This is a genomic window from Vibrio sp. L5-1 (assembly GCF_021728315.1).
In the GTDB taxonomy this organism is placed as follows: Bacteria; Pseudomonadota; Gammaproteobacteria; order Enterobacterales; family Vibrionaceae; genus Vibrio; species Vibrio splendidus_K.
Genome location: NZ_JAKKCQ010000005.1, coordinates 220,717 through 241,212, shown reverse-complemented (window position 1 = coordinate 241,212; position 20,496 = coordinate 220,717). Strand labels below are relative to the sequence as shown.

14 protein-coding genes and 8 pseudogenes are annotated in these 20,496 nt (G+C 38.9%); 10 read left to right on the top strand and 12 right to left on the bottom strand.

The window, feature by feature from the left end; translation table 11 throughout:
- Positions 1-92: 92 nt before the first annotated feature.
- Genes L3V35_RS18790 through L3V35_RS18765 form a run of 6 tightly spaced genes read right to left on the bottom strand, consistent with a single transcriptional unit; the run spans position 93 to position 7,706 of the window.
- The gene (locus L3V35_RS18790) at positions 93-1,445 is read right to left on the bottom strand and encodes a TolC family protein (protein WP_237300455.1); all 1,353 of its coding nucleotides are present in this window, start codon (positions 1,443-1,445) and stop codon (positions 93-95) included.
- Positions 1,442-3,340, bottom strand: a complete 1,899-nt coding sequence (locus L3V35_RS18785) for an ATP-binding cassette domain-containing protein (protein ID WP_237300454.1) — start codon at positions 3,338-3,340, stop codon at positions 1,442-1,444. The genes L3V35_RS18790 and L3V35_RS18785 overlap by 4 nt, the downstream gene beginning before the upstream one ends.
- On the bottom strand, positions 3,340-4,461 hold the full coding sequence (locus tag L3V35_RS18780) for an efflux RND transporter periplasmic adaptor subunit (protein ID WP_237300453.1): 1,122 nt from the start codon (positions 4,459-4,461) through the stop codon (positions 3,340-3,342). Before L3V35_RS18780 ends, L3V35_RS18785 begins: the two co-directional genes overlap by 1 nt.
- Positions 4,448-6,475: a cysteine peptidase family C39 domain-containing protein gene (locus L3V35_RS18775; protein ID WP_237300452.1), complete on the bottom strand. Its 2,028-nt coding sequence runs from the start codon at positions 6,473-6,475 to the stop codon at positions 4,448-4,450. Before L3V35_RS18775 ends, L3V35_RS18780 begins: the two co-directional genes overlap by 14 nt.
- A 3-nt stretch (positions 6,476-6,478) precedes the next feature.
- The gene (locus L3V35_RS18770) at positions 6,479-7,438 is read right to left on the bottom strand and encodes a hypothetical protein (protein ID WP_237300451.1); all 960 of its coding nucleotides are present in this window, start codon (positions 7,436-7,438) and stop codon (positions 6,479-6,481) included.
- Positions 7,439-7,496: 58 nt separating this feature from the next.
- Positions 7,497-7,706, bottom strand: a complete 210-nt coding sequence (locus tag L3V35_RS18765) for a hypothetical protein (RefSeq protein ID WP_237300450.1) — start codon at positions 7,704-7,706, stop codon at positions 7,497-7,499.
- 721 nt (positions 7,707-8,427) lie between these two features.
- On the opposite strand from L3V35_RS18765, the gene L3V35_RS18760 reads away from it, so the two are divergent.
- Positions 8,428-9,348 carry an IS5 family transposase gene (locus L3V35_RS18760; RefSeq protein ID WP_237300449.1) on the top strand — a complete coding sequence of 307 codons (921 nt, stop codon included), beginning with the start codon at positions 8,428-8,430 and terminating at the stop codon, positions 9,346-9,348.
- Between the two features lie 107 nt (positions 9,349-9,455).
- Positions 9,456-9,579: pseudogene (locus L3V35_RS18755) on the top strand (IS3 family transposase); the annotation flags it as partial.
- Between the two features lie 194 nt (positions 9,580-9,773).
- Here the strand turns inward: L3V35_RS18755 and L3V35_RS25555 are convergent.
- Positions 9,774-10,696 (bottom strand): annotated as a pseudogene (locus L3V35_RS25555) (transposase).
- A 1,675-nt stretch (positions 10,697-12,371) separates the two neighbouring features.
- Here L3V35_RS25555 and L3V35_RS18745 point away from each other — a divergent pair.
- Positions 12,372-12,707: a hypothetical protein gene (locus L3V35_RS18745; protein WP_237300447.1), complete on the top strand. Its 336-nt coding sequence runs from the start codon at positions 12,372-12,374 to the stop codon at positions 12,705-12,707.
- A gap of 370 nt (positions 12,708-13,077) precedes the next feature.
- Here L3V35_RS18745 and L3V35_RS18740 read toward each other — a convergent pair.
- Positions 13,078-13,191, bottom strand: a pseudogene (locus L3V35_RS18740) (IS110 family transposase); the annotation flags it as partial.
- 208 nt (positions 13,192-13,399) lie between these two features.
- Between L3V35_RS18740 and istA the strand changes: the two are divergent.
- From istA to L3V35_RS18715, 5 genes and pseudogenes are all read left to right on the top strand, one after another.
- Positions 13,400-14,821 (top strand): IS21 family transposase, encoded by a 1,422-nt coding sequence (istA, locus tag L3V35_RS18735; protein WP_237300446.1) that lies wholly within the window; start codon positions 13,400-13,402, stop codon positions 14,819-14,821.
- 10 nt (positions 14,822-14,831) lie between these two features.
- Positions 14,832-15,309: pseudogene (locus L3V35_RS18730) on the top strand (ATP-binding protein); the annotation flags it as partial.
- Positions 15,293-15,992: pseudogene (locus tag L3V35_RS18725) on the top strand (IS3 family transposase); the annotation flags it as partial. The pseudogenes L3V35_RS18730 and L3V35_RS18725, both read left to right, overlap by 17 nt.
- A 190-nt stretch (positions 15,993-16,182) precedes the next feature.
- Positions 16,183-16,443 carry a hypothetical protein gene (locus L3V35_RS18720; RefSeq protein WP_237300445.1) on the top strand — a complete coding sequence of 87 codons (261 nt, stop codon included), beginning with the start codon at positions 16,183-16,185 and terminating at the stop codon, positions 16,441-16,443.
- Between the two features lie 5 nt (positions 16,444-16,448).
- Positions 16,449-16,838, top strand: a complete 390-nt coding sequence (locus tag L3V35_RS18715) for a hypothetical protein (RefSeq protein WP_237300444.1) — start codon at positions 16,449-16,451, stop codon at positions 16,836-16,838.
- A 437-nt stretch (positions 16,839-17,275) separates the two neighbouring features.
- Here the strand turns inward: L3V35_RS18715 and L3V35_RS18710 are convergent.
- Positions 17,276-18,432 (bottom strand): annotated as a pseudogene (locus tag L3V35_RS18710) (IS110 family transposase).
- Positions 18,433-18,534: 102 nt separating this feature from the next.
- Here L3V35_RS18710 and L3V35_RS18705 point away from each other — a divergent pair.
- Positions 18,535-18,753 (top strand): annotated as a pseudogene (locus L3V35_RS18705) (transposase); the annotation flags it as partial.
- A 10-nt stretch (positions 18,754-18,763) separates the two neighbouring features.
- Positions 18,764-18,970: pseudogene (locus tag L3V35_RS18700) on the top strand (integrase core domain-containing protein); the annotation flags it as partial.
- A gap of 5 nt (positions 18,971-18,975) precedes the next feature.
- On the opposite strand, the gene L3V35_RS18695 reads toward L3V35_RS18700, so the two are convergent.
- The 3 genes from L3V35_RS18695 to L3V35_RS18685 form a co-directional block, all read right to left on the bottom strand.
- Entirely contained in the window at positions 18,976-19,173 is a 198-nt protein-coding gene (locus tag L3V35_RS18695; protein WP_237300443.1) for a hypothetical protein, read from the bottom strand.
- Positions 19,174-19,181: 8 nt separating this feature from the next.
- Entirely contained in the window at positions 19,182-19,691 is a 510-nt protein-coding gene (locus L3V35_RS18690; protein ID WP_102332060.1) for a hypothetical protein, read from the bottom strand.
- Positions 19,692-20,185: 494 nt separating this feature from the next.
- On the bottom strand, positions 20,186-20,485 hold the full coding sequence (locus tag L3V35_RS18685; RefSeq protein ID WP_102332059.1) for a hypothetical protein: 300 nt from the start codon (positions 20,483-20,485) through the stop codon (positions 20,186-20,188).
- Positions 20,486-20,496: the final 11 nt, after the last annotated feature.

The following is a 20,496-nucleotide window of genomic DNA, read 5'->3' as shown; positions in this document are numbered from 1 at the left end:
AGGGTGGCATTAGCTCTAAATTTAATTACGCCTCAAAGACAATCAAAGACAATCAAAGACAATCAAAGACAATCAAAGACAATCAAAGACAATCAAAGACAACCACGATAATCGAGTGCTGAACATAACTCAACTTTTGCAGTCACTAAATTATACTGAGCATCGATTTCAGTCAATTTGGAATTCAGAAAATCAAATTCTGTAAGAAGATCTGCATACTTTGATGTAAAGCCTGCATTATAATTATTCAAACTGTAATATCTAGTCAACCTAGCTGTCGATAACTCAATTTGACTAATTTCATAATGCCTTTGCGCTGCATATAGATTAATTAAAGAACTGTTCATAACGTCTACGACCGAACTAATTACATTTTCATAATTTAAATGTGCCGTTGTTAAATCAGCATTAACTAAGCCCATATTAGTAGTCCGCTTATGCCACTCAATAACAGGAAAAATCAATAATGAAGACATAGAACCAAACGGATTTTCAAAAATTTCACGCAGTTTTTCACCTTGAGTACCAATGCTCCCAGATATCGAAAATTGTGGATACCAGGCAACTTCTTCAAGTTCGAAATTTAGTTCACTAGATTTAATTTGAAGCATAGAACCTAATACGCTATGATGTGTACCAGCGAATTTTGGCAAATCAGAAAATGTCACATCAGGTAAATTTATGACATCAACTTCGCTAATTTTAATTATATCGATAAATTCAGTATTCCCAGAAAAAAATTCAATTCTGTTAACTGAATTGAAAATTTCTTCCTTGATATTTTCAATTATAGCCACCGCGGAGTCTAAAGATTGTTGAGCGGACAGGACCTCAGAACCAACAGAAACGCCAGAATCTAATCGTTCCCTTTCAATTTTCAAGATATCAATACGGATATCTTTGATTCTTTTATATACATCGAGCTTCAACTTGTTAGAAGATATTGACACATACTCGTTAATAACTAAAGTGGTTATGTCATTCTTAAGGCCTAAAAAGTCTAAAAACGATAACTCTTGGTCTATCGACATCAACTTATCTTCAATATTTTTTTTACCAAAAAAATCAACATCATAAGACAAACCAAAAGAGGTACTATAGTTACCACTAGATTCATCTCCGTGGTCCAAATATTTTGAATGAGAAGAACTAACATTAATATTCATCTGAACACCCTGTTCATCATCTTTCTTTTTTGTATTTAGTTCCCCTTTTTTGATGTCTAGTATAGCTAAGTTTAACTCGAAATTATTGATAATGACACTAGCTAACAATTCATTTAAGTAAGGGGTAGTTAACAAATTAGATTCTTCTATATCATATAACCAATCACCCTGTTCATTTTCCACCTTCGTTTTTTTTTCGTAATCAAAGTGATTACTATTAATATTACTACAACCAATGATAAGCAATAAAAACAAATATAAACACTTTTTAAAAATCATCGAGAAAGCGCTTCTATAGGGTTTAATTTCGAAGCCTTAATGGCAGGTAACAAGCCGAATAATAACCCAGTAAATAAGGAAAATGTCACGCCAACAAAAATGGAATAAGAAGACAATATAATCTCAAAATCAATTAATATATTTTTCATCACAATTAATGTACCAACGGACAATAGAACACCTAAAAAACCACCTAACAATGTAACAAAAAGGGACTCAATCAGAAACTGTTCAAGTATATTTTTTTTTGATGCTCCAATTGCACGACGCAATCCAATCTCTGAATACCGTTCACTAACCGAAGCCAACATTATATTCATAATTCCTGATCCTCCAACAAACAAAGAAATAAAAGAAATTGACAAGATAAAAATTGAAAATAAATTTTTCACTCTATTAAGAGATTCCACATACTCTTTATCTGACCAAAATGTATAACTACCTTTTGTAATCTTATATAAGTAATCAATAATGATTTTTTCTAAATCAGACTCAATTGCTGTAAAGTGAAACTCGTTAATAACATTTGAATTACTAATTCGATGGATAAATGTAGTATACGGGATCCAGGCAATAGGTTGTGGTGTGCGTGCGTCACTCTGTTTTACTATACCTATAATAGTAAAAACCATGTTATCGATAATCAATTTATTGCCAATTGAATCATGCGTTCCAAATAGTTGTTTGTTTAGAATTTCATTAATCACAACAACAGTTTGACCAAGTTCCACCTCTTCTTGATTCATTAACCGACCAATTAAAAGCCGTAACTTAATTAGATTCTTAAATTCATGAGATACGCCAAGTATTGTACTGGCATCATTTGAAATACTATTATCATATTTTTTGAAGGCTCGCTTTATTTTCTTTTGCGCGCGTAAATATGGCGAAATATATTTAATTTCGTTAAATGTTTTTAATTTATTGAACGTATCTTCTATTAGCAGTCCATCTTGCTCGCCATAAGATGCAGCTTGAACCGTATTATTTCCCATTCGTGACAACTCTGATATCACTTGTTTTTCTACACTTTCAGATACAGACAAACTAAGTACAATAGTTGCAATACCTACTATTACTCCTATGAGACTTAAAAAAAGCTTTATCTTATTATTTTTATACAAAAAAAATAAGTTTAACAACACGGTTTTCATACGATACGGAAAATTATAACCTTGTATTTCATTATGATTAATTTTATCATTAACAACAGACCCCTCATTAATACCATTTATAACCTTACCGTCCGAAATTGAAACTTGCCTATCGCACAACTCAGCAATACTCATATCATGAGTAACTATTATTACAGTAGTTCCATCTTTATTTATTTCCTTTAAAATATTTATTACTTCTTCACTATTTCGTATGTCCAATGCACCAGTTGGCTCGTCAGCCAAAAGAATCCGAGGTTCACTAACCAAAGCTCGCGCAATAGAAACCCGTTGCTGCTGCCCGCCCGAGAGCTCACTTGGCTTATTAGAACTCACTTCTTTAATATCTAACCGGTTTATAGTCTCTACAAGGGTATTCGAATAGTGAGGTTTTTTGCACTTAAAGTATAACAATGGTAATTTAATGTTCTCTAAGCAACTAAGGTAAGGTATTAAATTATATGATTGAAAGATAAAACCAAAATAACAACTCCTAATCTTAGCCCATTGTTCATTGTCATAAGACTGCATATCACAACTATCTAAATGATAATCTCCACTCCAGTTAGAATCCAAGCCAGAAATAATATTCATTAATGTAGACTTTCCCGAACCAGAACTCCCTACTATAGCTACTAACTCGCCTTCATGAATATCTAAGTCAATCTTGTCTAATACAACAGTATTATTACTATTTTTATGGAATGATTTAGTTAGATTTCTAATTTTAATCAAAGGCATTAATCGATTCCTTCTAAAATCAAAACATCACCAACTTCAATTCCGGAAACTACTTCGGAATTTAAAAAATCATACAAACCTAATTCGACTGTTTTGGTGATAACATTACCATTATCTAGTACAGTAACATTCGCAACTCCATTTGTGTCATATCGAACATAATGGCTAGGAACAATAACAACATTTATTTCTTCCATTATTTTTATTTTCGCACCTACTGACATACCAATACGAACGTGTTCTGACAGTTCTCGGGAAACATGGAAAGAAACATTATAAATAACACCTTTTGAGGTTGAACTGTTACTTAATGGAGTCAAATCAATATTCGATATTTTTGATTTATATGTCTCATTTGAAACACCCAAGATATAGAAATCCACAACATCTCCAATAGATATATTCGAAATATCGTACTCCGATATAGGAATTCTCACAATATATTGGTCAGAACTTGCAACTTTTATCAAGTTACTTACTTGCTGCGTTGAAACCAAAGTTTGACCTTTGTCAACCTGTATAGACACCACTGTTCCGTCTATTGGAGAGCGTATCATTGTGTAAGTCAATTGAGCTTTTTTTGAGTCCACCGCCAACATCGCTGTCTCTTTAGAAAGTTTGCTACTTTGCAAGGACGCTTTGCTTTCCAAGTATACAAGATTTTGCTCTTTCAACTCTTGTGATGTTTTGCTTCCAATCTTTACTAAATGTGCAATGAGCTCTAACTGTTCTTGTTCATATAGAAACCGTTCGCGACTAACATCAAAATTTGCTACAGCTATCTTCAGTTCATTCTGTGCTGTTTTAAGCTCGTTTGCACTTACAGTAGGGTCAATTTCGATCAACAGTTGACCTTGTGAAACTTTATCGCCTACACCAACCATTAATTCGGTAACTTCCCCAGAAACACTGGCGCCAACATCAATCATTTTAGCGGCCTCAATCACACCGATAGACTCTACGTTACGAGTGATACTGCCAATCGAAACAACATGCGTCTTCCATCCCTGAAACTTATTTGGACTGCCAATGATGTTCACATAAATAAAACATAATAAAATTAGAATAAAAAGTAACAGCAAAGTGTTTTTTTTATTAGTTACAATTTCACGAAAATTCACTTTCATGATCCTGATTTTTAATATTAAGATCAATAATTTTATCTGCCTTCCTAATTGAAGAAGGGTTATGACTAGTAAAAACAATCGTTTTTCCTGTTCCTTTCAATGTACTCATAATTAAATCACAACTCAACTCGTCCAAATTACTCATAGGTTCATCTAACAATAAAGTATTCTTATTCGAAAGTAATGCTCTACATAATAATACACGTTGCTTTTCTCCTGAAGAAAAGGGATTTGTATAATCATTAATTTTCGTATCTATACCTTGGGGTAATGATGCTATAACCTGTCCCAAACCAAGCTTTTCTATTAAAGTAAGGATATCAGAGTCACAATGATTTGCATCAAACATTGTGATATTCTCACGTACAGAACCACTAATAAAGTCTTGATTGGTAGCATGATAATAATTTGATGAAATAATCACGTTATTATCCATCTCGCCCCCATCATCATTCAACAACTTAATATTACAATATAAACCAGACAATATTTTTAATAACGTAGTTTTACCCGAACCAGAGCAACCAGTAACAGCAACTAACTGCCCTTTAGTTATTATCAATTCGGGGAAAATAATTGAATTTCTATCAGACTTTTTTTCGACAATGCCTACATGATGGAGCCCTCCGACTCTATCGTTATCGAACTGGTGAATGCTGTTATCCTTTTCAAATTCAATAACGTCTTTTCCTCTTTCCTGTGCTGCATCAAAAGCGCCAAACGAGTCATTTATTTCAATCAAACGATTAAAAGAAGTAGAAAACACCTGCTTAACATAAAAAAACAAAAATACAGATGATAAAGGGGTGTTATTATATTGAATCAACCAAAAACACAAACATAATGTCAATATCATATCAAATATCCCAATAATTTCTTGCATTATTGGGAATTTCAGATGCTTTAAACCAGATTCAATGTTAAAGTCTACGAGTTGATTCACTTTCGAATCATTTACTACGCAAAGATTCTTACTTGCCTTTTTTGACTTTATGTCAGAAATTGAATTAAAAGATTCCACAAAATGCTTAAATATATTTTCTCGATAAGATTCTTCAACTATGCTAATTTGACTTAAATTCTTCCTCGACACCCAAGCTAAGAATGATGATATGCAAGATACAGATAGTAAAAAAAAGGCCAAATATGGGGAAATGTAACCAACAATTAAAAATGAAATTATAAGTTGAATAATACAGATAATTAAAGTGTTATAAATAGTCGATTTTGCAACTTGCGCGCCTACAAACTTAAGTGCCCTATTAGCAACATCTGTTGAGGTCCGACGCTCAAAAAAAGACATCTTATTATTTAAAAATCGAGCATACATTTTATTACTTTCTTTGGCCATAGTTGCGCCTTCTATTATCATAGTTCGCTTATAGCCTTGCCTAATTATAACTACAGAAATTATTTGAGCTATTGCCAGATAAAATAACATATGAAAATCTAGGTTTTCAAAGTTCTTAAAACCGTTATTTATATTTAACATTATTGCCGGCAATATCAAAGATAGTAATGTGGATAATAAACCATAAATTAATAAAAGAGCGTCGAGTTTTATGACTTTATTCTTAAACTGGAAAATGTTAAAAAATGAATTATTAGCGTTAAGCTTCTTTTCTTCATCCAATACGATAGCGTATCCGGATAAGCTCATTTTTAATATTCCAAGTTTTAATACCTGCCTACCTAAAGCGGGATTCATTACAACTGCACAATAACTATTAACCTTCTCCAATACGACATAATGGCTGTCATTGAGATGAAGAATGCAAGGAGTAGGCAACTCTTGAATTAGTTGAATGTTAAATAAAACTGCACGAGCATTAAGATCTAATTTCCCAAAGAGTTCAGTTAAGTCATAAAGGCTAGTCCCAAGATCTGATGGTCTGCATAATGTTCTTAAATAACTCAAAGGCGCATTTTTATTATGGAGCTCAGCTATACTACTTACACAAGCCAACCCACACTCAGCCATTTCACCTTGTAAACACACTGTATTCATTATTTAACCTTGTCGATAGAAAAATGAGGGAAAATGCCAAAGTAACCACTGCTTGTAATGCATCCCTCCAATTACATGCTCTATCAATAATGGAAGCTCATGCTTAACATTGTTTTTTTCAATAATAGGTAATATTTCGATTTTCAAACGCCCATTTTTTAAAAAAATATAATATGGTAATACATCTTTTCGCATTAAAGAAGGAAAATTAAAGGGGCCAGCATGTAAATTAGATTCTTTACCAAACAATATTGATTTTCTATAAGAGTGACTTTGACCACTCCTCCTGGTGTATTCTGGTAGTGCGTCAGGAAAAACTGCAAAATCAGCGGTATTATTTCTTACTTTCTTTACTATTTTTCTTATACCTCGTGAGGCGTCAGTTTTCGATTTCACAAAGGGATTGAATAAATACAAATCTCGATTGTTTTTTTTCCATTTTTCAACGACATCCCCCCAACGCTTGTTCCAATCACCTTCATCAACATCACTAATAACATATAATCTATTATTTGACGCACCCAAGCCAACAATCACTGCTATTTCATCAGAAAAAACATGCAACGGATATAAAATAACATCACAGCCAGTTTGGTTCTTATATTCAACTCTAGATTCTTCAAGTTTTTCAGAACAAAAGTTAATTTCATTACAAATAACTTTATTGCCATAACACATCATCTGTACATACAGTTTACAATACATATCAAAAAATGCTTTGTTAGGTAAAAAACTATGTTTACCTACGATTTTTTTTGTGTTACTTCTAACACTAAACCCATTAACACCCAAACAAAAAATAAGTGAATATAAAGCACTAAACGAAAGACAAGTATATAAACACACTTTAGGAAATGAAGTATTACAAAACCCAATGATTACCCTAAAAATCAAATAAAAAAAAGCCGCCATCCTCTTTAAAAGCATAACACCAAGATCTAATAGTGAATAAATACAAAACAAAATTTCACTTCCATAAGAATGGTGGCGCCTTTCTTTAAAACGCCACCATGATTAAATACTAAATACTTTTATAACCTTGAGAAAAATTACCGCTACCACAAACGTCGTTAGCTTTTTTGTTGCTCATCTTTTTGTCATTGGAGTATCTAGTGAAATTATAACCACGTTCTACAACTTGCCCACCACTAATATAACTAGGAGCGTAACAATTTATTTCCCACTTCCCACCAATAATCATTCTTGATTCATCTAAATTTACATTTTTCATTTTTCCACCTTACATTTTACAACATTTAATGTACAAACAGAAAGAACAGGCACATACCACAACCCATTGCTAAATAATTTATACATACCTTCATTAACTAATATTTTTGTAATGGATTTTATTTCCACCAAGCGTATGAGTCGAAGATGAAAATTACGATTTACGATTGACAGCCAACTTTTATTAACCTTCAAACCAACGCTCACCCCTCTTCCATTGTCGTAACCGAACTTTCATTTGCAAATGCAAACATTGGTAACTGAATAAACGCAAAAGAATTTCCCATCCAACCTTTCAGACGCAAGCTGATTGCCGCTAATTAGATTAATTTTAAATCCCAAACCTAAGTCAGCGCAATAGCATCTCGCCGAAAATATTTTTCTACCTGCCAACAAATCTTGAATATAAGAAATTAAATACACTCACCAAAGATTAATAGGACATTAATCCTACGATTTTTATATTTCCTTGCTTTTATTTTAAACTTTTGAACTAAAAGTTTGATTAACGAAACTCTTAGTTCTATTCAATAGCCCTTTTGTACCAATTTCTCCATAAAAATAATGTTCCGTTTTTATTAGCTTCGTTAGTAATGATGCGCCCTAGATTCTTAATTTAGTTCCACTGAATTACATAACAAAGCGGCTTTGTTTCCTAAATCAGGGAACTAATGCTTAAAGCTACGATCAGATCATCTAAGTTCACTCACATACTTAGAGCAATGCCAAAGCCTCGCTACAGAACAACTAACTGGAAACAATATAACCAAGCTCTAATCAATCGTGGTTCACAGACATTCTGGATTGATGAAGAAGCGATTCAACAGTGGAAGCAACTCAAGCAAGGTAAACGAGGTCGACCTCGATTGTTTAGTGACTTAGCCATTACGACCGCCCTCATGGTTAAACGAGTATTTTCGATGCCGTTGAGAGCGTTACAAGGATTCATCGATTCTGTTTTCAAACTCGCTCAACTCCCGTTGTCATGTCCTCATTATTCATGCATCAGTAAACGAGCCAAAACGGTTAATGTGTCATTCAAGACAAAGACCCGAGGCGCAATACAGCATTTAGCCATTGATGCAACAGGGCTGAAGGTCTACGGTGAAGGTGAATGGAAAGTAAAAAAACATGGTACTGACGGGAAGCGTCGAGTTTGGCGTAAGCTCCATTTAGCAGTAGACACTGGCACTCATGAAATCATTGCAGCTGAGTTAAGTTTATCGAATGTCACCGACGGTGAAGCTCTTCCTAATTTACTGAATCAAACTCGTCGTAGGATCAATGAGATATCCGGTGATGGAGCTTACGACACAAGACAATGCTACGAAGCCATACGTATTAAACAAGCTGTTCCACTTATTCCACCGAGAGAAGGTGCTGCTTTTTGGGGGCGAGGTCACCCTCGTAATCTGGCGGTAGCTTGCCAGAAATTATACGGCTCAAATAAACATTGGAAAAAGAAGTACGGTTACCATAAACGGTCACTTTCAGAGACGGCCATGTTCCGTGTAAAGACACTGTTTGGTGGGCGATTAAGTTTAAGAAACTATAATGCTCAGGTTGGTGAAACCTACGCCATGATTAAAGCGTTGAATAAGCTCACAGGGTTAGGTATGCCTAAAACAATAGAAATAACCTAATAATCACCCATATTGGCAGTTTCTATCTGAGATCCAATTAGGAAACAAAGCCTAACAAAGCCGAGTCGCTGCGTCAGCGAAACAGCCAGGGTTAGCGAAATGGCGTCAGGAAAGACACCAATACCAGTCAGCGCGAAAAACCCTAACAGCTGAAGTTGCTAAGTTCAAAAGGCAATTGGCTGAGCAAGCTGAAGAGCAAGATATCGTAAAGAGGTCTGCCACCTGCTTCGTATATGGAATCTACGGGTTTACAAGATAAGAATGTGCAATGGAGTAAGATGCGGTCGTATATTCGGTTTTTCATTCAAGGAGCGACCTTCTAACCTTTGATGCATGCGTATCTACTGTCCTTGCCGCGAAAAAACTTTTTATAACATTGCGAAGTAGTCAGGGCCTCAGTAGGCTGATCTAACCATTGAACATAATTATTTGTAATCTGTTAATTCATTTTGCAAGCAAGTATATTTTGTGTTATAGCGAGGCATTGCGCAAACTGTTCTGACTGTTCTGACTGTTTTGTTCGCTAATGCGATACAAGCCCTTTTGAAACCGACCCCATTGACAAACTAGATAAGCCACGTCTGTTTTTCGTTAGTAGGTGCTGTACCTTGGTGATATGGCATACATATCACCAAGGTACAGCATCGAGCGAAGAGCCCTAACTCTGCCAAGTTTATTAGTCCCTTCATTGTCATTTTACCACCTAAACTGTATTGCTTAGGTGGTAGCCTGATAAACGCTGATGCTTGTCGACCGTTAGTAAATTGTGTCCCATCACCCAAATTAGCATAAAGCATGGAGGTGGTTACCTCACGAACACCTTCAAGAGCCATGAGTCTTTTACAGGGTTCTATTTGGCTAGTGGTCGCATTCATTATTTCTGAATATGGTTTAACTCATCTTGCAGGTAGAACATCCCTTTCATAATGTGTTGAAGTCACTAATGCAGCTAGGCCTTTAACAATACCGTATTCGTTATATGATATTTCGCATGTGCAACACCAGACACGATAGTTTTCGAAAGAAACTGGCGATTTGCTTCAAGATACATCAAAGTTTGTTGTTCAATCGATTTGGGTTTGCTGTATTTTCTTCTTATTTGAAATGTTGCATTAGCGCTAGCAAACGCATCATTGGCCCCAGTTTCATGACCCTCAACATAGGCCTTCACTTTTTTAGGACTAATTATACGCACTTCGTGGCCGAAGGACTCAGCGTATCTCCCCCTGTAGTGACAAGTAGCCTAGCCTTCTAGATCAACAAGGGATGGTTTGGCTTTAGCAAAGAGCTCCTTAAGCTTCTGCCTGCTGATAGCTTTGTTACAGAGCAACTCTCCCTGGCGGCTTATATTGCAAACCTAAAATGGATTTTTCTCTAAGTCTATGCCGATTCCGTTAGTTCTTAGCATGATGACACCTCATTTTACTTTTCCTGCCGATGCTTAAGTTTGGCAGAGAATGAGTGGACCCCATACATCGCAAAAAAACTAAAGTAGATTACGATGAGTTTATGTTCGAATACCTGCAATGTTCTCCGCATAGCTATGGTGTTAGAAGCTTCATGAAGTGGATTTTATTACTGAATTAAGCATCGCCACAAGATCACCCAGCGTGAGGCAATACACCAAAAGCTTGATAAAAAGTTCAAAATAGCTTTTGACAATAGTAAAGGTCGTGGTAGCTCAATGCGTATCCACAAAGAGTTGGCTGATAGTGGGGAGATCCGTAATGCTAAAACCTTACCACCAGTATGAAGTGTCAGGAATTAACGCCGAAATCGTTATACCGTCTTATTGATGTCGCCCTTCTCTATTAGCGCAAATCGTAGCGTTAAAATACCACTATGCATGATCTCTTTATCGACAAGAATCGATGTTCGGCCAGTATGGTATATCAAGCTAAGTTGTAAAAAGATGATTTAGCGAATACAAATGAGCAGCGAGGACTATAGTCATCTTCTTACTTGGAACGCGGCAAAGGACTAATAACAATCCGTCCAAAGATCGAGATGAATGAAAGACACCGTATTAGTTGGCGTATCTGTGTTGATGCTTGAAAATCAATGAGTCCATTTAAAGATACTTGCTTTATAAGCAACTCTTAATCAAAAAATCTCTCGGTGCTAACTATCTTCTTTGTATTTCAGTCAATAATCTCATAAGTTGATTTGTTGTATCAGGAGTAACTTTAGTTATTGTTATGACATGTTGTTGTAAGGAAAAATGGATTGTAAAGATACGCCGGACTTTGATAGAAAAGTTTCTAGGTGTAAAAGCAAAATACATGTGTAGACATTGTCGTACTACGTTCAAAGTCAAAGGACACTAATAACTAAAATGATTTCCTTTCGTCAGACTGAACACTGTATTAAGCGACACATGTTCAACGGCATACATTTGCTTCGCATTTTATGATGAACAAATGGATATTTTGGTGTTACAGCGTATTCTTATTTTGCTCCAGAATATTTGATACTAGCTGTACACATCAATCCTTTAGATAATTAATGGCGGCAAACGTAGTAATCGACAGTTTTCACTGTCGACTTTTGCTATTCAGAGCATCATTTTATCTATTCCCAATCAAGGATAACCTTGCCAGAAAGCCAGCTACGCATAGCATCAAAGCCTTCTTGGAAATCATCAATCTTGAAGAATTCACGTTATGTCTAGAACTGACTGAATCAAAGGGGATAAAGTAAAAAAACTGATGCACAGAAACTGAGGACATGGCAATAGTTACACTTAACTGTTCATGTTGATACACCCTAAACAATGAGTGTGGAAGTCAGTTTTGTTGCAACATGAGGCTCTAAAAAAGAAAGTTGGTATCTCATTGATACCAACTCAAAAGAATGCAATGCTTTGGGAATGATGTATTTTATAACTAGAAGCAGTTAACTTTGTCGACAAGAGCTAATAACAAAAAGAGCCAAAGTTGACTAAATTAATTAACCAATAACTTTTAGTGTTTTTGGTTATAGTATGTGTAAGACAAATCCCAATAATACTTGAGTTATTTTAAATGAAACCAGAAGTACATAGGTTTGAGCTATCAATAAATAGCACTATCTCTGAAGTCTATAGCCACTTTACTAAGGCAAATAGTGACCAAATCCTCGATAGAATGTTTGAAGGTCTTCAAAAAAAACTCCGCAAAATTAACTGCTCAGAGAGAGAGAGGGAATGCACTTTCATTAATGTGTATATTGCATACGGCAAAAGACAAGAGGACTTTGATGGTCAAGGAAAGGCTTGTGAAATTTTGTCTACAAGGAGAATCGAAAGTATAATAAAGACTCACTCTAACCTTTCGCCAGAAGACCTACTAGGTGAGGCTTTACGCTCTTTAAAGCAGTAATCTTGGACTTTGACACTTTCTGATTTAGCGCAGGATAGCTAAAAATATGAGCAGAAAAATTAAGAGTAATTAAACATCATTAACTCGTTTATGTCCGTGCGACCTGAAGTCGTATGAAGCGTTGTTCACCACTATAAGAGTGACTGAAGGTATGGTACGCCCCGCATTTGCAAGTAAATAATAACGTGCTGATTTGCGCCAATGTATTCAGAGTTTTTATGAAGTCACTACACAACTTCGCTCTGCGATGAGATCCGCGCCAGATTGTCTTCATAACCATCGAAGCATTTTAATTTGCTTGTTCACTCAACAAGTTTCAATCTGGTGGTCTAACCATTTTGTCCTCACTTATCATCATTGCAAATCTGGTTTAAATTTTTAGTGAGAATTCTTTATTTGTGCCCAAAACAGACCACGCTATTTTTGCGAGCTTATTAACTAAAGCAACAACAACCACATTAAATGGTTTTGCGCGTTTTAGATTTTGCATATTTCGGGATTATCCGATCACCTATTTCGGTTTAAACCGAACACTGATTCCGCGATTATCCGGTCACTTTTGACCTATCTCCGAAATCGGTGTTCGGAATAGCGAAAACCGCGATCGGAATGTCCGAAACCCTACCTTTTTCTCTTTTAAATCAATAGCTCGCTATTCTTTACTTCTTAAACAAGAAAGTAAGGAAGCGACCGTGGCAAAAAAGAGAACTCCAATGAACAAAATCAAAGAGGTATTACGCCTTAAGTACGGCTGCGGTCTCTCCAATCGCAGCATCGCTTCTTGCCTTAAACTCGGCCCGTCCACCATATCGGAACTCCTTACTCGCTTTAAACAAAGCCAACTTGGTTGGCCTCTGCCTGAAAGTTGTAGCGGTGCTGATATCACTCAAGCTCTGTATCACGGCAAGAAAGCCAGTCGCGATAAAGTCATGTCAGACTTCACTCAATACGCTGTCGAACTCAGACGTAAAGGTATGACGAAGATGTTGCTCTGGCAGGAATACCATGAGCAAGAACAAGCTTACGCTTACACTCAGTTCTGCGAGCACTTCACTCGCTGGTTCAAAACCAAAAAGCGCAACATGCGTCCGCTCCATGTCGCAGGTGACAAGCTGTTTATCGATTACTGCGGGCCTCGGCTTCAAGTGGTAAACCCTGATACAGGTGAAGTGCGCGAAGCCGAAGTGTTCGTGGCGACCTTAGGCGCGTCAAATTACACCTATGTTGAAGCCTTCCCTAGTCAAGGTAAGGCTTACTGGTTAGAGGCGCATGTGAATGCGTTCGAACACTTCGGCGGTATACCACAGATCTTGGTTCCCGATAATCTGCGTAGCGCGGTCACCAAAACCAATCGCTATGAGCCGAGACTTAACGACAGCTATCAAAAACTGGCAAATCACTATCAAACCGCTGTGATGCCTGCTCGCCCCTACAAACCGAAAGACAAAGCCAAAGCAGAGAATGCCGTGCCCCTAGTTGAACTCTGGATCATGATGCGGCTACGACACCAAACCTTCCATACCTTCAAAGAACCGAACCTCGCCATTCGTGAGCTTATGAATGACTTAAACCAACGTGAGATGAAACAGTATGGTGCAAGTCTTAAAGCGCTGTTCGACAAACTCGATAAACCTGCATTGAAGCCGCTACCTAAGCAGCGATACCTATATACCGAAACCAAACAAGCCAAAGTCGGGCCTGACTATCACATCGAATATCGCCGTCACTACTACTCGGTTCCTCATCAACTTGTTGGTCACCATGTTGAGCTAGAAGCCTCCAACCGTCTGGTGCAAATTTACCATCAAGGTAACTTGGTCGCCCAGCACCCACGTAGCCAAAGGGAGCGCGGAAACAGCCCTCAACCAGAGCACATGCCGAGTAATCATCAAAATCAAAAGTGGTCGCCTGAGCGCTTACTCAACCTAAGCAAAGCCCATGGAGAGTCGCGCCTAAAGCAAGCCTGTAAAGATTCACTAATACTGACAAAACCCAATTACACTTTCGTCAACAATCTACTCAAGAACAATCGTGAAAGGCAACTGAGTAAAGACAAAGCGAATACGCCGAACCTTGTTCACAGTAATGTTCGAGGCCCAAACTGTTATCACTAGGAGAAAGGATATGAACGCACTCAATCATCAACTCAAAAACCTCCGCTTGAGCCATGCGGCGACAGCAACAAGAGCAACTGACTACTTACGCAGAGCTGGACTTCAAGGAGAGGTTAAGCTTTCTTCTGGAAAGCGAGATCTTGAACCGTAGTCAGAGCAAAATCCAACGCTTAAAACGACAAGCTAAACTGAGAGTGTATGCGCAACCGAGCCAACTCATCTACAAAGAGGGACGAAACCTCAATCGCAAAAAGATGAGCGAACTTCTGACGGGGAGTTATCCGCACAAGCACCAGAACATCTTGAGCACAGGCCCAACAGGAGCAGGTAAAACGTATCTTGGCTGCGCACTTGCAACCAGCTCCTGCGACCAACAACAAACGGTCAGATACTACCGATTAACTCGCTTGCTTGATGATCTGACCGCAGGCCGCCTGGATGGTAGCTATCAAAAGCAACTTCAATCGTTGGCTAAGAAAGCGCTACTGCTCTCTTGATGTCAGACTCCCTGAACGGTTCTCGATGATCTAGAAACTCAAGAAGAGTTATGCGGTGAAACAGCTTTGCGAAGTGTTCGGGGTTCATCGCAGTAGTTATCGTTATTGGGTAAATAGAAATAAAGCTCTAGCGTCAGAGCGTGTACTTATTCGCGCCGAAGTTCGACAAGCTCATGAGATTAGCAATGGTTCCCCCGGAGCGAGAACCATTGCAGACATAGTGACAACAAAAGGTATTCCGCTTAGTCGTTACCGTGTGAGTAAGTTCATGAAAGAACTAGAGTTAGTCAGTTGCCAAAACATACGTACAGAAAAACACAGCAGGAGCAGGCTCCTATACCTAACCATCTTAATCGTCAGTTCGCGGTAACTGAGCCAAACCAAGTCTGGTGTGGCGATGTGACCTACATCTGGACGGGGCAACGATGGCCTTATCTAGCTGTTGTCATTGGCTTATTCGCTCAAAAAATCCTTGGTTGTGCAATATATCACTCACCAGATAGCGCATTGACTGGGAAGGCGTTAACCATGGCTTATGAGAGCTGAGGGAGACCACCTGGCGTGATGTTCCACTCGGACTAAGGTTGCCACACTATACGAGTAAGAAATATCGTCAACTACTATGGAGATATAGAATCACTCAAAGCATGGGCCGTCGAGGTAACTATTGGGATACTGAGATTAGAATATAAGTACAGACTGTTTGTACTGACCCGTGCTGGGATTGGCTGAAATGTCTTTGTATTGACCTGTCTTTCAAAGAGTCTATTCAATTCTATCGACTCAGTTGTAACTTAATAAGAGCTTTGTATTGCATCTCCAGTGTCCCGTCCTGCTGGGCGATTCACACAGGAGAGTGATTAAATGAACAGTAACGATCCCCGCTACAAATTGTATTTAGGTGTAGATACTCATTTGGATCTTCATGTTGCAACACTTATCAATGAGCTTAGTCAGGTTGTTAAAAGTAAGTCATTTAGTGTCGATCTTGCAGGTTATCGTGAGCACTTAGCATGGTGTAAGTCTTACGGGTTCCTTCAAAAAGCTGGCATCGAAGGTACGGGAAGCTCTGGTGCTGAACTGACTAAATTCTTGATAAGAATGGTATTGATGTATATGAAGTGATGCGAATGAATCAAATGGAGATACGTCTGAAAGGCAAAACAGACGTTATAGATTCAGAGAATGCGGCTAGAAGCGTATTATCTGGAGAAGCAGCAGTCATTCCTAAAAACCATGCAGGACCAGTCGAGTCATTACGGAGCCTGCTAATGACCCGCAATAGCGCTGTCAAAGCAAGAACTCAGGCGATGAATCATATACGAGCTCTTCTTGTATCAGGTCCTGATGAGCTAAAACAGTCCCTTTACCAGCCAAAGCCTAGTGCGTGTGCAACCGCACGCTTAGCTCGGTGCTCTAATAGTAGCGAGCCATTAATGATTTCGCTTGTGCTGTTGGCACAACGTTGGAACTTCCTTAATGACCAAGTAAAATCTCTTGATAATGCTTTGAAAAACTGACTTTGAACACAGCTCAAAGCCTTGTGTCAAGGTTTGGGGTCGGCACAAATGTGGCTGCAACGCTCTTAGTTGCGACTGTAGACAACGCCAACCGATTAAGGAAAGAATCATCGTTTGCAGCCTTGTGTGGCGTTGATATGACCCCTACTGTCAATAAGAGCGTAGAAGTTTCTGCTCCCACATTTCAGAGCCTTTTGTTTATTTTGAGATAGTGTTAACGCATAGATGAAGCAAGTAATTTCGTCGGTTCTCATGCTGATATACGTGGATTACTCATCGCGTGATGAGTAGCGCCTACCTTACTTATTTCGTCGTGGCACCTGTCTTCAGTCTATGCTCATGGTTCAATAAAGCGCGAGCTTTATTGCCATCCTAACGCCGTCGGTGTTTGTGCCACACCCGATGCTCCATCAAATGCGTTAACACTAATTCTTTTCTCATGCAGGCAGCCTTGCAATCCGTGTTTTTGGATCGACTGCGCTCACGACCACCTCTCTCGCGATAGCCCAGATATACGCGATCATTTCTCTTGCGATAGCGGCGGAGACGACATTTCGATGTTTGCCTTTTTGTAGTAATCGTTGATAGCGGCGACATAATCGTTGCTGAGCATGCCAAGCAATATCGACAATTTCTTTGGGCAGCCCTTCTTGTCGCAGTTGCAGTTCGACGGAGATATTAGCTTTGTGCTTATAAGTATGTGCTCCCTCAATAATCAATCGTCGTGCTCGGCTGTTTCCGCATTTGGTTAGGCTCCCTCGTTTCATTTTTCCGCCACTTGAGCTTTCCGTCGGTACGAGGCCTACATAAGCCATAAGTTTTCTTGGATGGTCGAAGCGACGTAGATCGCCTAGCTCGGCAATGATGCCGAGAGCAACAAGTAGTCGCCTCCCCCCCCGCATGGCCTGGATGGCTTTGACAACAGGGTAGTAACGCCAGTTTTTGACTTGGTGTAATAACTCGTTATCCAACCGTTGTAATCTTTGCATCCTCTCACTGATGGTGATGATCATCTCTTGCAATACAATTTGTTGGCTGTGATGGGGAATAATGAGGTCGGTTAGCCACCGTAGATGCTTTTAGACCAGTTATCATTCACAGTTGCTTGTACATTATTGCTTAGAAGAAAGCCTTTGAATTGGAACTTTGCATCTTTAAGGTCTTTCATCGCGGTTTCTCGAGCCCTTGATAAATCTCTTATCGCCTCGTCTTCAGATTCAGGAACATAAATAGGTGTTAGCTCTTCAGCCTTAAAAAGCTGGGCAAGTTTTACAGCATTTCTCTTATCTGTTTTGACTCTATTCCCTGACTTCTTAGGAATAAGGGAAGGGGCGATGACACAGCAGCAATGCCCAAGGCTGGTGAGCAATCGGTATGTCCAGTATCCACAAGGCCCGGCCTCGTAGACAAAATGGAGGGTGGCTTTTGGGTATTTAGATTGCAGTTGCTGTGTGAGTTTAATGAGTGCGTACTTGTTAGACTTTATCAGTCCCAAATGTTCAAGTTTAGTCCCGCGTTGTTCTTGCAAGACGGCGACTTGGATAAATGACTTATGCGTATCTAAGCCTATGAAAATTATGCTATCGTTATTCATGCTAGCCTCCAAATTTAGTTGTTCGAACACACTAATTATGGCTCTGGCTTTACGCTAACCCACGAAATTGGAGGCTAGCACCTCGTGTGGGTCATTATGTCTAATCCAATTCCAGTGTCATCGGGGAAAACTACCCGGCATAGGTTGAATCGAGGAGGTAGCCGTAGTGCGAATAACTCTCTTTGGACCGTGGCAATAGTTAGAATGCGTAGTGATCCCAGAACAAAAGACTATGTTGCACGAAGAACAGCAGAAGAGTTATCAACTAAGGAAATAACTCGCATCTTAAAACGTTATATAGCGAGAGAGCTATTCCCGTTAATACTGAAAGATCTAGCGAGTATTCAGAAGCTTAAAAACGGAATGGGTGCCAACGAATGGCGATAGAAGTTTTACAGAGGCGTGCCAAGCAATAACAGATTATCTGGTTGATTATTACAACCAACATCGGCCACATCAATACAATGGTGGATTAACACCAAATGAATCAGAGCGACAATTCTGGTTTACCCATAAAACCGTGGCCAGTTTTACTTGACCACTTCAAGTGTTATCACACACACTGATACTCTCCCCCTTCCCTCGGTTGCCTTCCTCTAGTATTAAAGAGTCGGTATACCCAAACTCATTCACCAAAATCTCATGAACCTTGACGGCCTTTACGGTGGAGTAAAAGTCGGTTGAATTCACCCAAATCACGTGCATGGATATGTCAGCGGATACTGTAGAACGAACGGCCATGTGACCCCCTAAGCGCCAAAACGCACATCGAAACAAAATCCTGAGCACTTAAACGTTCCCTCCCCTGTTGTCACAAAGCGCAACGCTGGAAACACAGACCCGTAAGTGGTGTACATAATGATGCGATCCACTCGCTCGTGCAGAAACCATTCACCAAAGCCAGCGCCATTTAATTCGATGAAAAAGTCACGTATTTCATGGAAAGCAAAACGACGCGACACCAATTGCGGAAACTGCTGCTTGATAGCGTCAACGAACCCTTGGTCTTTTAACGCTGCGATATCAGCCAGTTGCTCTAGCGACTGACGACGACTGAACATTTTCAAACGCTGGATTTTGGAAACAAAATCAGACTTTCTTTTTACCTCATCACGACACTTTTTGACTTGATAGCGCAACTTCAATACCGCCAAAGGACTAGAGATATCATTTTTTGGTGAGCTTTCGTGCCCCAGCGGCGAAACGCTGGTCGATGAATTTGAATTAGAGAGAGTTGGGGTTGAGTTTTGTTGCGCCATGAGAGTTTCCTTTCTGTTTGAGTATCACTTTTCGGAGCCGCTTGGCTGTCCGCTATCTCAACATCGTTCTGCTTTGCAAGGGCGCGCAGCGGCGAAGCCTCCCTTGAAAAACAGGTTGTGGGGAGAGACGGTTAACAGCCTGCGAGCCCGAAAATGAGGCGAGTGAAAGAAATCGGCGCATAAGAAAACAAGCCCTTATTCGAACTTATTCAAAGACAGAGAGATCAACGAGGAGGGAGCGACAAGGCGCTAAGACTCTTAGGGCAGTCAGGCCTAGCCCATAGGGTGACGCCTAAGGCAACGATAAAAGTCGTGATAAGACACATTTAAAGTGTTTGTCTTTACAAGGAAATGAGGCTCAGAACAGGTGACAAGACTCTTCAAGTGTCATGTTCATCAGTGTTTGAAGTTAAGTCCGAGGTAGGCCCTATGACAACGCTTAAAGTCTATAACGAGCCTTTATATAAGATATGTAGTACATATGTAATACATATTTAATTCATTTTGTTGATCAACTCAATGAGATCTTCATCATCGATCTTATCTCGATATAAAGCCAAGGCTCGGTACAGTTTCGCTGCAGACACATTTCTCTCTGTCTGCTCTTGCAGATTTGCTACCCAATCAGTTATCCGTTCTTTATCAGTCAGTGACATTCTAAGAGTCAGAGGAGGCACCTTATAAGATGTCGTCACCTTCTTTTTGACAGTCGTAATTCCAGTCGACTTACTTGAACCCTCGTTCTTGTCACTAGAGATAGCTGTTATAGCTCCTCGTTTCTTTAACTTGCTCATGTGTATTACCT